General features: G+C 42.7%; 13 protein-coding genes, 1 tRNA gene and 1 riboswitch. All 14 genes read right to left on the bottom strand.

Annotation, left to right across the window (positions count from 1 at the left end; genetic code table 11):
• Positions 1-30: 30 nt before the first annotated feature.
• Positions 31-1,281: a saccharopine dehydrogenase family protein gene (locus tag PGR14_RS04785; RefSeq protein ID WP_055260452.1), complete on the bottom strand. Its 1,251-nt coding sequence runs from the start codon at positions 1,279-1,281 to the stop codon at positions 31-33.
• A gap of 414 nt (positions 1,282-1,695) precedes the next feature.
• A complete protein-coding gene (locus PGR14_RS04790) occupies positions 1,696-2,616 on the bottom strand; it encodes a TDT family transporter (protein WP_055247981.1) in 921 nt (306 codons plus the stop codon).
• 47 nt (positions 2,617-2,663) lie between these two features.
• A complete protein-coding gene (locus PGR14_RS04795; protein WP_022220060.1) occupies positions 2,664-3,188 on the bottom strand; it encodes a C-GCAxxG-C-C family protein in 525 nt (174 codons plus the stop codon).
• Between the two features lie 240 nt (positions 3,189-3,428).
• Positions 3,429-3,560 (bottom strand): hypothetical protein, encoded by a 132-nt coding sequence (locus PGR14_RS04800; RefSeq protein ID WP_022220059.1) that lies wholly within the window; start codon positions 3,558-3,560, stop codon positions 3,429-3,431.
• A gap of 88 nt (positions 3,561-3,648) precedes the next feature.
• Positions 3,649-3,918 carry a hypothetical protein gene (locus PGR14_RS04805; RefSeq protein ID WP_270223080.1) on the bottom strand — a complete coding sequence of 90 codons (270 nt, stop codon included), beginning with the start codon at positions 3,916-3,918 and terminating at the stop codon, positions 3,649-3,651.
• A 185-nt stretch (positions 3,919-4,103) separates the two neighbouring features.
• On the bottom strand, positions 4,104-4,634 hold the full coding sequence (locus PGR14_RS04810; RefSeq protein WP_022220058.1) for a hypothetical protein: 531 nt from the start codon (positions 4,632-4,634) through the stop codon (positions 4,104-4,106).
• Positions 4,635-4,657: 23 nt separating this feature from the next.
• A complete protein-coding gene (locus PGR14_RS04815) occupies positions 4,658-5,857 on the bottom strand; it encodes a sirohydrochlorin cobaltochelatase (protein ID WP_022220057.1) in 1,200 nt (399 codons plus the stop codon).
• Between the two features lie 207 nt (positions 5,858-6,064).
• A riboswitch (cobalamin riboswitch) is annotated at positions 6,065-6,257 on the bottom strand.
• Between the two features lie 42 nt (positions 6,258-6,299).
• Positions 6,300-7,637: an MATE family efflux transporter gene (locus PGR14_RS04820; RefSeq protein ID WP_022220056.1), complete on the bottom strand. Its 1,338-nt coding sequence runs from the start codon at positions 7,635-7,637 to the stop codon at positions 6,300-6,302.
• 19 nt (positions 7,638-7,656) lie between these two features.
• Positions 7,657-8,964, bottom strand: a complete 1,308-nt coding sequence (locus PGR14_RS04825; protein ID WP_270223081.1) for a Na+/H+ antiporter NhaC family protein — start codon at positions 8,962-8,964, stop codon at positions 7,657-7,659.
• Between the two features lie 28 nt (positions 8,965-8,992).
• On the bottom strand, positions 8,993-10,183 hold the full coding sequence (locus PGR14_RS04830) for a MalY/PatB family protein (RefSeq protein WP_270223082.1): 1,191 nt from the start codon (positions 10,181-10,183) through the stop codon (positions 8,993-8,995).
• Between the two features lie 213 nt (positions 10,184-10,396).
• Positions 10,397-11,371 carry a calcium/sodium antiporter gene (locus PGR14_RS04835; RefSeq protein ID WP_022220053.1) on the bottom strand — a complete coding sequence of 325 codons (975 nt, stop codon included), beginning with the start codon at positions 11,369-11,371 and terminating at the stop codon, positions 10,397-10,399.
• Positions 11,372-11,498: 127 nt separating this feature from the next.
• The gene (locus PGR14_RS04840) at positions 11,499-12,128 is read right to left on the bottom strand and encodes a flavodoxin family protein (protein WP_008368790.1); all 630 of its coding nucleotides are present in this window, start codon (positions 12,126-12,128) and stop codon (positions 11,499-11,501) included.
• Between the two features lie 150 nt (positions 12,129-12,278).
• Positions 12,279-12,351, bottom strand: a tRNA-Ala gene (locus PGR14_RS04845).
• A gap of 57 nt (positions 12,352-12,408) precedes the next feature.
• The gene (locus PGR14_RS04850; protein WP_055155521.1) at positions 12,409-13,086 is read right to left on the bottom strand and encodes an HD domain-containing protein; all 678 of its coding nucleotides are present in this window, start codon (positions 13,084-13,086) and stop codon (positions 12,409-12,411) included.
• Between the last annotated feature and the right edge of the window lies 1 nt (position 13,087).

Consider the following 13,087-nt stretch of genomic DNA (forward strand, 5'->3'; position numbering starts at 1 on the left):
TTTCTCAGACCATCTCTGAGCGCATCCAGATTATTTCTCTATAATTCCGTATTTATAACCACTTTCTTTCATTAATTCAAGGTATGGTTTCGGATCAAAATATTCCGGTGCATAGACCCCAGCTTCTTTCCAGATTCCTCTTCCGATCAGCTCCAGTGCAAGTGCTGCTCCAAATCCTGTCTGGGCGGTAACAGCCTGGGTTCCCCATCTTTCGATAGACTCCTGATTATCAAATGGCTGATACAGGAAGTATTCTTTTTCCTTTCCGTCTTTCTTTCCGATACACTGTACTCCGACCAGCATTTTTCCGGTCATCTCATCTCCGATATCTTTTGGCTGCGGTGCACAGGCTGCAACCACATCTCTTGGAACTACCTTCACATCCCCTACCTGCACCGGCTTGATACTGCGAAGTCCCAGCTTATCCAGCACCTTAAGTGCCGTGATCAGATTCTCATCAAGACTGATCTTGAAGGTTGCCTTTTTCAATCCATACTGGCTTAAGTAGCGTGCCATCGTCACAACTTCCTCATGCTCTACCTTTACCAGGGTATTTTTTCCTACTCCTTCCGGCATCTCATAGACTTCCTGCCCTGCAAATGCTTTTTCTACGATAAATCCGCCCTTCTCCTTATCATACTCAACATTCGGGTTCATTACCTCATCCAGCACGGTCCACACGTTGAATCCAAACATAATGTCATCCGGATCTGCACCCGGAACAGACAGATTTCCGCCGTCTTTTACATGAACTTCTGTTATTTCATCCAAAAGCTCTGTCGCCGCGTATTTTGCAAATACATTTACAACACCCGGATCGATTCCCATACAGATCACAGCCATATTCCCCTGTTTCTTCCAGGCTTCATGACGGTCAAAATTGTATTTTGTCATCGGTTCAGTATAGCTGTTCTCAATACCAAGTCCGTAAGCCGGATTTTCCATCGGAACCGACCAGGTTCCCATGCTTCCGTAATCTGCACCCGTTTTAAATGCAGCGTCAAAAATCATATTACTTGCAAAAGGTGGTGCTGCATCCATCACAAAATCAATCTTATGCTCCCGGATCAGTTCTGCCATTTTCTCTGTATTTGTCGCATCAATCTTAGAAGCTTCAAAACGGGAATCCCCCTTCATCATACCGACAACTTCCTCTGCCCTTTTCAGATCATAGTCGCAGACCAGCACATATTTCAGCCATTCTCCCTTTTGGTCTCTCCACTGCATTACTTTTAAAATACTTTCACCGACAGCACCGGCTCCTACAAGCATCATTCTCATCTTTTTTTCCTCCAGCTTTTCTTTTTCTTCTGTCAAATTTTATTCAAAAAATGCCCTTTCCCTTCTTCCTCGGATAATACTTCTGTATGCCACCACGTACTGCCTGCTAACAGTCTCATCTCATATTAGTGCCCATATAAAAAGGGCAGAAAAAAACAGATACACGAAAAAAATCGTTCATCTGTTTTCTCTGTCCTTTTACCAGTTGGTTCTAGCCTCGTAGGTGGTGCTTTCTTTGCACACTCTCCAAAGATTCGTCAGGTCGCCTTCCTTTTTGCCTGTCAGTTTCCACGAAAGGAAGATGTTACCTTACGCTTTGCTTCTTCGGCCCCTTGCGGTGTCTAGGACGTCCCTCATCCGACATATTCTTGATAAATTTAAGTTTACCCTTTTTTATCTGTCCGGTCAAATCTTTTATTTCTTTCCTCCGAAAATAGCCCCCATAAAACGAACATAAGTATAAACAACAAGTGCTGCTGCAATAATTGTCTCGACCAGAACTACATACTGAAGAAATGGCATTGGATGTCCCATATTTGCTGCACATGCCATAGTTTGTTTAGTTGCGATCGCACTGATAACAAATGGGAATGTGAAGGCTGCATAGCTTGGGAAGAATGGCATCTTCAGATATCCCACTGCTTTTACCAGGGCAAAAATATAAATAACCGTTGCAACTACAAACATTGCCATCAGGAAACCGTATGATTTCGGTGTTACGGACTGTACATAACCTGCAATACACAGGCTGGTCGGTGCTGCGTAGATACAGATCAGCGGTTTTGCCGGATCCGGCACTTCTTTAAACTTCACATAACGATAGGTTACAAGTACAAGAAGTACGATCAGTGTTACAAATCCAAACCAGAATGCTGCGGTTCCGATTCCAAGTTGCTCATAAGCCGGTGCTGTAACAGCCGCTACAGCAATTCCTACATATACAATATAATAGCTTGCAAATACTTTTGGCATCTGAAGTTTCAGAACAAACTTCACCGTAAAGTATATGATCAGAATGATGTGAAGAATGATTGCCAGAAGCCATATGTAATAAGCTGCCTTTCCGATAAACGGTTTTACATAAGTGCTGAGAATCATAAGTGCCATCGGAAACGTTCCTGATACGCTTGCCATGATCGGATTTCCCATATCTTCTTTCACTGCTCCTGGGAACATGATCAGCTTCAAAAGCACCAGTATCAGAAGAAATGCTGCGAATATACCGCATACATAACGGATTCCTTCTGAATAGCTCTGAAGTAAATTTCCAAGTGCTGCCGCGCCAAGCATGACTCCGCAAAGCGGAATCGGTACTTTCTTAATTACGTCTTTCATTGTTTCTTTCCCTTTCTCTCATCAAGTGGCTGTCGTTACCACTTTATTTAGATATCTGCAATTTTTCTTCTTTCGCACGGTTCATCAATTTCATCCAGATTCTTGATACCAAGCTCACGACAGACGATCTGCGCTACCTTCCATGCACAAAGTCCTGTAAAATAGATACACTGTTCTTTGTGTTCACCCTGTCCCATATTGAATTCCTTTGTAAGAACTCTGCAGCAGATTGCATTTTTACCATTTGCCTTCTTGAACCAGTCATGAAGCTCGTGCGTAAGCTCCATACATTTGATACTCTTCGGGTTGGTCGGTCCATCCTGTTCGGTACGGCCGAAGAACATTCCAAGTGCAAGAATTCCTCCGTTAAATGCACCGCAGACACATCCTGATTTTCCTGCTCCTACTGCCATTCCGGATGCCATAGCTACAACCTCTTTCGGCACATCCAGTTTGAATTCATCGCGGATCGTGCTGACCAGAGCTTCACAGCAGTAATATCCATCTTTAAAACATTTCTCTGCCTTTCTCTGCACCTCTCTTGGACTGATTTCTGTTACCCCAATATTCATTTTCAAATCCTCCTGTAAAAAATATATTTGTGCCAGCACGATTATTTGTATATTTTGCCAGCATCCATGTATTACCATTATATTCTTTTATACATTTTATTCAAATTTAATTTTTCTATAAATATTCCATTATTATAGTCATCATCTATTTCCATGGAATTGTAGACAAAAAGGCACAAACTATACTCCGCTTTTTCATGCATTCTGTATAATTTGTGACTTACCTGCAACTTTTCGTTACTACTTATCAACTTTTTTCTTATCGTGTAATCTCTCCTGAGCGTATCTTTTGCAGCCATTCCTGTACGTGTTTCCGGAAACACTGCACGCCTGTGCGATCATCAGAAATATTTTCAAATCATGAATATCCATCTATTTTCTCCCTCTTTTACTCATATTTCTATTATAACACACTTCGTTTGTTTTTCCTAACCACCCATTCAACACTTTTAACCGAAAATTAAATCCAGTTACAGTCTCCACCGGTAATTGCAAGACTCAGAAGTCCATCCATTTTCTCTACTTCTTCTTCACCGATGATCTTTTCCAGTAATTCTGCCGTGTCCAGAGTATCTTCCATGGATTCGTCTGGTCCGATCTCATAGTCGATCTCTGCCTCACATTCCGGACATGGGATCCGGTTCATTGTCTGTAAGGATAAGAAACGGTTTCCACATTTTTTACATTCATAAAATCCACACTCTTTTGTGCCATCTGGTACGTAGTACATCGTATTTTAACTTCCTCTCCACATTTTAGTTTTTATATACAAAACATTCTCTCTTTTGTATGATCTTCCACTGCCTAGTATACACTATCTGACATATAAAAGTATAGTGTTATCCAGTTCATGCCCAAGAAAAAAAAGGACCATTTCCCATTTCTCAGGGAAACAGTCCTTTCACTTATCTTCAATTATTCTTCGACTTTCACCGGATTGGTCACACTTACCTTATGATCATACCAGACTCCTTTTTTTCCGAGCAGAGCCACATCAAATTCTTTATCCAGTTCAGGAACCGGAATATCAAATCCATAAACTTCTTCTGTTGCACCGTCGCTATAGGTTACCGTATCTGTTGTAGGTTCCAGAAGTTCTGCACCATCTTTCTGTGCATCTTCGGATGTTCCTTCAAACAGGTTGACGATCTTCTTAGAAACCAGGCTGACATGGATCGTCATTTTCCCGTCTTTTACTGTGAGTGTTCCTTTTCCGTCATTCGCTTCATTTACATGAAACATTCCGCTGTCAGTCTTGAACTCTGCTGTGTAGGTTCCGTCTTCAAGCTCACACTCTGTCTGTTCCTCTGTTTCCTCTTCTTTAGCAGAAGAGCTTTCTGCTGTCTTTGCTTTCGTATCTGATGTGTCTGATTTTGCACCGCATCCGCTCATCATTCCCACTGCCATTACAGCAGATAATACCAATACTAACAGTTTCTTTTTCATCTTATAAATCCCTCTTTTTTTATTTATTCTGCATCAATTGCAGCCTGTGTATGTGCCACATAAAGCTGCTGGATCGCATCGATCTCACCAAGACCTGCAATCTGTGTATCAATACTGTCAAATACTCCGGATGCTTCAAACTGGCTCTTCCAAGAATCGTCATCATCGCCTGCCATATCGTTGTTTGCATGATCTCCTGCTACAACCATCAGTGGACGAAGGATTACTTTCTTGTATCCTGCATTTTTGAGCTTTTCAATTACTGCTTCACAAGCGGTATCTTCCGGTTCGCCTTCTACGGTTCCGATAAATACATTCTCATAACCAAGCTGTTCCATCTGTGTCTGCATCTGTGAATAGCTGATCTTTGCTGTATGAGAAGTTCCATGTCCCATAAATACAAATGCGGTTCCCTCTTCTTTTGCCGCATCCAGGCTGTCAAATCCAGCTGTCTTTACAGCTTCTGCTGTAATTGCTTCTGCAACAGCTGCTTTATCCTCATTGATCGCTGTTTCATCCGCTCCGACTTCACCGAGAAGTGGTTCTGCAATTTTTACAGATTCAAATTTATCTTTGTAGTTCTCAACTGCTTCTGTCAGTTCATCATACTCGGCACCATGCATCAGATGTGTCGGCTGTACGACCAGGTTCTTAACCCCGTTGTCGACTGCTCTTTCCAGTGCCTGATCCATATTGTCGATCTTCTCATCATCACGGGCCTGTACATGGTTGATGATGATCTGTGCTGTAAATGCTCTTCTTACAGACCAGTCCGGATATGCTGCCTGAAGTGCTTTTTCCACACCACCGATATCCTCTGCACGGCTGTCATTAAAAGATGTACCAAAGCTTACAACCAGAATTTCATTTTCTCCGATGTTATCTTCGTTCAGCGGATCATCTTTCGATGCATCGCCTGTATCCCTTCCAAAATAATCCGGATCAGCGTTCTCGCCTTCTACCAGTTCTTTCTGTGCATCAGTAAGCTTATCCCAGGCTTCTTTTGCAGCCTTACACTGTTCATCTGTCTTGTCTGTTCTTTCCTGCACATAAATGTCATCGATCAGCTTTGCCACTTTGTCTGCTGCCTCCTGATCGCTGTCTTCGGATGTTTCTTCTGTCTTTGTAGAAGAAGTGTCCTCTGTCTTCTTGCTTCCACATCCAGTCATCATAGACACCGTAAGTGCTGTTGCCAGTAATGCTACTAATACTCGTTTCTTCATCTTGATCCTCCCTGACTTTTTTGTCATACTTTCAGGAATCGGAATGATATTCATTACACTTTACAGCATATTTTTTGTAAACAAAAAAATCCCCCGTATCTAAATTTAACGAGGGCGTACAAAAAAGAAACTGACATTTTGCCCTCGCAAAATCAGTCTGAAGTTTCTATCTTTCGTACTGCCAGTTACTCGTGGCATGAACTTTCCGTTCCTGTACTGCGAAAGGCAGGTCTCCCGACTGATTGCTCAGACGCTTGTGGCTTTCCTTCCCGGTCTCCCAGTGGTATGACAGCCTAAGCTTGCAAATTACGGTGACGAGTTCATACAGGACTTGCACCTGTTTCCCTTTTCACCAATCCAGACATTCCGTCTGATTGACACCTTACGCATCTGTATTTATTTTTCTAAACAAGCCTATTCTAGCACAGGCGTATGAATAGTGTCAAGAAAGGCTTGTCTGCTTCAGCACCGGCATCCGGAAAATCTGCACGATCAGCGGAATCACCATAACAAACCACACAATCGGCTCCGCAATGATAACCCCCGTGTATCCAAGATGTGGAACCAGTGTAAATGCGATTACAATTTTTCCAAGCATCTCAAGTGTACTTGATACGATCGGTGTAATATGGTCATCCAGTCCCTGCATGGCATTTCGCACAATGCAGATTACTGCTGTTACATAATAAAACAATGTATCAAATTTCAGATATCTGGTCGCATTTAAGATCACATTTTCATTATGTGTACCTGTTACCAGATAGACCAGTTTATCTCCAATCGTGTAGCTTGCCACGATCACAAGTGTACACCAGATACAAGTATAGAAAATCGCAAGCCAGATCCCTTTTTTGATCCGGTCGATCTTTCCTGCTCCAAGGTTCTGTCCACAGTAGGTCGCCATCGTATTTCCAAATACTGTAAACATAATCATGAACATTTCAGTCAGCTTCCGGGCCGCTGTCTGTGCTACGATATAATCATTTCCAAGTTTATTGATCGCTGTCTGAAGCGTCAGGGAACCGATATTGATCAGAGAACTCATGAATCCCATGGACATTCCCGCACCCAGCATATTTTTCACCATAACCGGATTCGGATCTTTGAAATCTTCCCGGCTAAGTCTTAACAGTTCATATCTCTTTACCATATAAATCCAGCACACAACAAACGCGATTGCCTGTGCCAGTACCGTTGCGATCGCAGCTCCCCGCACTCCGCTTTTCAGCACTACGACAAAAAGCAGATCCCCAACAATATTCAGTGCAACTGAGATTGCCAGGATCACAAGTGGCGTCACGGTATCTCCGAGTGACCGGAGTGCAGCCGCGCAGGCATCATAGAGAAATGTCGCCACAAGCCCTGCAATGATCACGAAAATATAGCTTTTTGCCGTTGCCATCAGATCTGACGGAACATTCAGTATATTTAAGATCGGCTGTAAAAATAACAATCCGAACACCGTAAAAAATATTGCAATTCCTGTACCCATGGTCAGCGACATTGCGAATGATTTCTTCACATTTTTATAATCCTTTGCACCGAATTTCTGTGCAATAATAATCGCGAATCCCCCCGAAAGTCCCTGCAAGAATCCAATGATCAGATTACTTAAGGTTGTGGTCGCGCCGACAGCCGCCAGCGCATCCTCTCCCAGGAAAGTTCCGACAATTCTGGTATCCACAAGACTGTATGTAAGCTGCAGAAGATTTGCGAAAAAGATCGGCAGCGCAAAAGCCAGAATCAGCGTGGACGGTTTTCCTTTTGTTAGATCTTTCATATTTTATTTTTCTTTCTGTCTAATTTTTCTTGTCCATCAATCCGAACTGTATCGTAACGCAGGTCGCAATAATCAGTCCAAACATATAGAACGAATATTTCAGTACATTAAGCGGTGATACATCAGCAAGTGCCGTAATCATCAGCATACCACCATCATGTGGCATCAGTGCAATAAATGCGCAGGCAAAGATATCCACCAGACTGGCAAGTCTCTTCGGTGCGATCTTATATTTTTCCCCGATTTCTTTTGCGATCGGACAGGTAACAATGATTGCGATCGTATTATTTACCATAGCTGCGGAAAGGATACCTGACATCAGTCCGATTCCATATTCCGCACCACGTCTGCTCTTGATCTTGCTGCTGATCGCGCCCACCAGCCATTCAACACCGCCATATTCACGTACAAGACCGATGATACCGGATACAAGAATGGCAACGATACTGATGCTGAACATATCACTCATACCACTTCCAATTGCCTGGATCCATTCAAAAAATCCACAGCTTCCGACACAAAGTCCAATGATACCGGATGCAAGTATTCCGACAAAAAGGACTACCGCAACATTAACTCCCATAAGTGCCGCAATGAGAACTATGAAATACGGAAGAACTTCAATAATATTGTAACTTCCTGCTTCAATCGCCCCACTTCCTACTCCGCCAAAAATCGAGTACAGGATTATTGCCACAATTGCCGCCGGAAGAGCAATGAAAAAGTTCATTTTAAATTTGTCTTTCATCTCAGAACCACATCCTTCTGCTGCGGAAATAGTTGTATCTGAAATCATGGAAAGATTATCACCAAAATATGAGCCTCCGATAACTGCTGCACCGACGACTGCCACATTCAGGTGTGCACCCTGTGCTACATTAATAGCAATTGGCGCCATTGCAGCAATCGTTCCCATGGATGTCCCGATTGATGTAGAAATAAAACAACACATCAAAAATACGCCCGGAACCAACAGTTTCACAGGAATAAAATGCAGACAGAGATTTACAACTGAGTCTTTTCCTCCCATTGCCGCTGCTGCTCCCTGGAATCCACCAGCCATCAGGTAGATCAGAACGATCATCATAACTCCTGAATTTCCCATGCTCGTTGTCATAATATTCAGCTTATCCTGTACACCAATGCCACGGTTAAGGAGAAGTGCTACCGCACACCCTGCAAGAAGTGCGACGTGACGCGGGAACTTTCCGAACGGTTCGTCTGCTCCAAGCAGTGTAAATGTAATCCCGCACCCTACATAACATACCAGAAATACAATCAATGGGAGAAATGCCACTGCCCCCATATTTTTCTTTTGTCTGTCCATCTTTTTTCCTCTCAATCCTTTTTTTATATTATTTTGCTGCCAGATGCTTATCCAGTGCGTCTTTCAGCTGTGTCAGTGCCTGCTTTACAGTCGCACGAGGGCAGGCAACATTGAATCTTTCGAACTGCGCCGTCTCAGGTCCAAAGATAATTCCCGAATCCAGCCACAATTTCGCTTCCTCCAGCATCAGATGTTCCAGCTCTTCATTGCTGAATCCGTACCCGGAGAAATCAACCCATACCAGATAGGTTCCTTCCGGCTCTACCATCTTCGCCTTCGGGAAATTCTCTTTTACGAACTTGCTCATGTACTGTACATTTTCGTAAATATACTGTACCAGTTCATCTACCCACCCGGCACCTTTGGTGTAGCATACCTTGACAGCAAGCTGTCCCATCAGGCTTCCTTGGCTGTAAGCGGCCTGTGTATTCGCCCACTGGTATTTTTTTCGCAGCTCTTCGTTTGGAATGATAATATTTGCCGGCTGAAGTCCTGCCACGTTGAAAGTTTTTCCAGGAGAACTGTAAAGTGCAAAGATCTGACGGTATTTTTCATCCAGATTCATACAGCTTGTGAACGTATGTCCCGGGAAAATGAAATCGCAGTGCATCTCGTCCACCATCCAGGTCACGTTGTATTTCAGGCAGATCTCTGCAACTCTTTCTAATTCTTCTCTTGTCCAGACTCTTCCCACCGGATTGTGGGGATTACAGAAAATCAGAGCTTTGACACCTTCTTCCCGAATCATTTTTTCCATCTTTTCAAAGTCGATGGAATAATGGTTATTCTCATAGCGAAGCTGGCAGTTCACCAGTCTTCTTCCGTCATTCTTGATGACTTCGCTGAACGGATAGTATACCGGCTGCATCACCATCATGGCATCTCCCTCTTCCGTAAATGCTCTTACGCTGGTTCCAAGTGCATAGACAATCCCGGCACCAAGTGTTACCCACTCCGGTTCGATCGTATATCCATAACGTGTGGAGAACCAATGGTTCATTGCTGCAAAATATTCATCCAGTGGATCGGTATAACCAAAGATTCCATGGTCAATTCTCTTGTGAAATTCATCCAGAATCTCATCCGGAAGACGGAAATCCATGTCTGCCACCCAGAGCGGAAGCAGATCATCTCTTCCCTTTCTCTTCATTCCGAAATCATATTTCAGGCAGTCCGTTCCATGTCTGTCAATTACTTCATCAAAATTATACTTTCCCATCTTATGCCTTTCTCCTTGTCGCAAAATTCTCTCGTTTTTTATACCTCTTTTTGTTAGACATGTCAATGTTTTTTCTATAGAAGTATAAAATAGAATGTACACTGACCCAATAAAAATAGCTGTGGATTGAACCGACTTCCAATCGTTAGAATTTAGGTCTAACTTTTGGGGCAGGTTTCATCCACAGCCATTTTTCCTTATGATTCTTTTATTTTATCGTATGCAAATATATGCCATATACACTGCATACATTCCAAGCATCGTAGCGCCTTCTCTTCGGTCGATCATTTTTGAAGTCCATGCAAACACCAGAACAACAAGACTCATCGCAATCAGTACAACCGTATCAATGATATTATCGGTAAGAAATTTCACTGGACTGATGGCAGCTGCAACTCCAAGTACCAACAGGATATTGAAAATATTAGAACCGATCACATTTCCGAGTGCCATATCCACTTCATTCTTTCTTGCCGCAACAATCGATGTTACAAGTTCCGGAAGACTGGTTCCCATCGCAACGATGGTAAGTCCGATAAGTGTCTGACTAAGTCCGAATGCGCTTGCAAGTGCTGAAGCACTGTCTACAACAAAATCACCGCCAAACTTGATTGCGATCATGCCGCCAACAATAAATAATGCACATTTCCAAAGTGGCAGGATCTGAATTTCTTCGTCTACTAATTCTCCCTCTTCGAGCATCATCTGACTCTCTTTGTGTGCTGCTCTTGCTTTCTTGGCAGAACCAATCATCCAGATCAGATAAGCTGCAAAAATAAGGAGAAATACACCGCCATCTAAATGTCCTAAAAGCATCCCGACATATCCAAGCACCATCAGCAAGGCCGCACAGATAATTGACAATGGAAACTCTTTTTTCAATGTATCTTTTTTTATCGTAAGAGGTGCAAATAACGCACAGGCTCCACAAACAACCATCAAGTTGAAAATATTCGATCCGACAACATTACTTACCGCAAGTGAGTTATTTCCTGTCAGGGATGCCGTTACACTGACCGCACATTCCGGAAGGCTGGTTCCCATTGCAACGATGGTCATACCGATGATCATCGACGGAACATGAAGCTGCTTCGCAACAGAAGAACTTCCTTCTACAAAATAATCTGCTCCTTTCATCAAAAGAGCAAACCCTATAATCAAAATAATGATTGATTTTATAAGTGCCATGACCAAAACCTCTCTTTTAAATACTTCCTACCAAATTGCAACTTCCACTATAAAACAAGAAAGTTTGGCTGTCAACTCTAAAGGCAGGGATTCGTGATATTTCACAAATCCCTGCCTTTTACGTGTTCTACCGAATAAAATTTGTCGGAATCTTTGCTTCTTTTTCCGGAAGTCCAAACTGCTCTTTTCCAAGTGCAATACTCTTCATAAGGAAAGTCATATTTCTTGCAAGTGTACGCATCGTCTGCCTTCCTTCCTCATCCTTTTCGGCCTCTCCCGGTGCTGCTCCATGGATGCTGTTCCAGTACTGGCTGGATGCAACCGGCATTCCGGAAATGGTAAAATATTTGTTCAGCTCATCAAATGTCGCAGAACATCCGCCACGTCTTGCACAGGCAACGCTTGCTCCCACTTTCATCGTTTTATCAAAATGACTGCTGTAGAACAGTCTGTCAAGACAGGCGATCAGAGTTGCATTTGCAGACGCATAGTACACCGGACTTGCGATTACAAGACCATCTGCTGCCTCAAATTTGGTTGCCATCTCATTCACCACATCATCAAAAACACATTTGCCTTTTTCGTAGCAGGAACCACAGGCAATACAACCACGGACTGCCTGGTTTCCGATTACAATATTTTCTACTTCTATACCATTTTCTTTGAAAACATTTTCCATCTCGCGAAGTGCAATGGCTGTGTTACCATTTGCTTTCGGGCTTCCGTTGAGCATAAGTACTTTTAAATTTTCTTTCATGATAAAATCTTCCTTTCTGGTAATCATACCATCTTGTTTTACTATGATTTTATTTTCCTCTTTTTTTCTTTTCTCTGCAAGATGGAAATGATGATATATTTTTTAGCACACAAAAAAGCAGCAGATTTCTCTGCTGCCCTTCTTATAAAGTGGAGAATACGAGATTCGAACTCGTGACCTCCTGCTTGCAAGGCAGCCGCTCTCCCAACTGAGCTAATCCCCCATATGACGTTTGCGACTTAATAAAAGTATCACAAACATCTTTTTTTGTCAACTGTATTTATAAAACTTTTCGACCATTCACCGTCAGCTTAAAAGTTGTTCCCAGCACTTCCGCGGATTTTCTGCAAAGCATCATTCTCTCCAGAAAAATCTCAAAGTAATCATACATGGAACAAATATTTTCATCAATCTGAAGATTAAGTGCAATAACCGACCTATCTTTTGCGATCTTAAGTTTTGAATCTGTAACCGCATAATTGACACGATCATGAATGTCAAAAGCTGATTGCTCTTTTTGACGCACCCGGCTTCTTCTTACATCTGTTTTATCAGCTATGATGAGAGCCGCAGATATCACATCTTCCGGATCCCCGGTTGATTCATCATGGTTCCCGATTGCCGACATCACCGTAATCCGGTCTTCCAGAGACATATCTGTATCCTTTAGCAGATCGTTTGCGAGAAGTGCCCCGTACTCTGCATGGTGCGTTCTGTTAATGGCATTCCCGATATCATGCATATACCCTGCAATTTTGACAAGTTCCACTTCATGTTCTGAATATCCAAATCGCTCCAGAATTTTTCCTGCCTGATGAGCTACCTGCACGCAATGCGCCTGCGAATGGTCTGTAAATCCAAGCTGTCCAAGATTTGCATTTCCCTTTTCCAGATATGCATTGATTTCCTTATTTTTTACTATTTCCTTGTATTTCAAATATTCTATTGCCTCTTTCATT

It is taken from the genome of Coprococcus sp. AF99-45, assembly GCF_027663865.1.
GTDB lineage: Bacteria > Bacillota > Clostridia > Lachnospirales > Lachnospiraceae > Allocoprococcus > Allocoprococcus comes.

What these genes read in the sequence shown, in the direction of transcription:
- PGR14_RS04785 (WP_055260452.1), bottom strand. Translation starts at nt 1,281, where the DNA reads ATGAGAATGATGCTTGTAGGAGCCGGTGCTGTCGGTGAAAGTATTTTA.
- PGR14_RS04790 (WP_055247981.1), bottom strand. Translation starts at nt 2,616, where the DNA reads ATGAAAGACGTAATTAAGAAAGTACCGATTCCGCTTTGCGGAGTCATG.
- PGR14_RS04795 (WP_022220060.1), bottom strand. Translation starts at nt 3,188, where the DNA reads ATGAATATTGGGGTAACAGAAATCAGTCCAAGAGAGGTGCAGAGAAAG.
- PGR14_RS04800 (WP_022220059.1), bottom strand. Translation starts at nt 3,560, where the DNA reads ATGGATATTCATGATTTGAAAATATTTCTGATGATCGCACAGGCGTGC.
- PGR14_RS04805 (WP_270223080.1), bottom strand. Translation starts at nt 3,918, where the DNA reads ATGTACTACGTACCAGATGGCACAAAAGAGTGTGGATTTTATGAATGT.
- PGR14_RS04810 (WP_022220058.1), bottom strand. Translation starts at nt 4,634, where the DNA reads ATGAAAAAGAAACTGTTAGTATTGGTATTATCTGCTGTAATGGCAGTG.
- PGR14_RS04815 (WP_022220057.1), bottom strand. Translation starts at nt 5,857, where the DNA reads ATGAAGAAACGAGTATTAGTAGCATTACTGGCAACAGCACTTACGGTG.
- PGR14_RS04820 (WP_022220056.1), bottom strand. Translation starts at nt 7,637, where the DNA reads ATGAAAGATCTAACAAAAGGAAAACCGTCCACGCTGATTCTGGCTTTT.
- PGR14_RS04825 (WP_270223081.1), bottom strand. Translation starts at nt 8,964, where the DNA reads ATGGACAGACAAAAGAAAAATATGGGGGCAGTGGCATTTCTCCCATTG.
- PGR14_RS04830 (WP_270223082.1), bottom strand. Translation starts at nt 10,183, where the DNA reads ATGGGAAAGTATAATTTTGATGAAGTAATTGACAGACATGGAACGGAC.
- PGR14_RS04835 (WP_022220053.1), bottom strand. Translation starts at nt 11,371, where the DNA reads ATGGCACTTATAAAATCAATCATTATTTTGATTATAGGGTTTGCTCTT.
- PGR14_RS04840 (WP_008368790.1), bottom strand. Translation starts at nt 12,128, where the DNA reads ATGAAAGAAAATTTAAAAGTACTTATGCTCAACGGAAGCCCGAAAGCA.
- PGR14_RS04850 (WP_055155521.1), bottom strand. Translation starts at nt 13,086, where the DNA reads ATGAAAGAGGCAATAGAATATTTGAAATACAAGGAAATAGTAAAAAAT.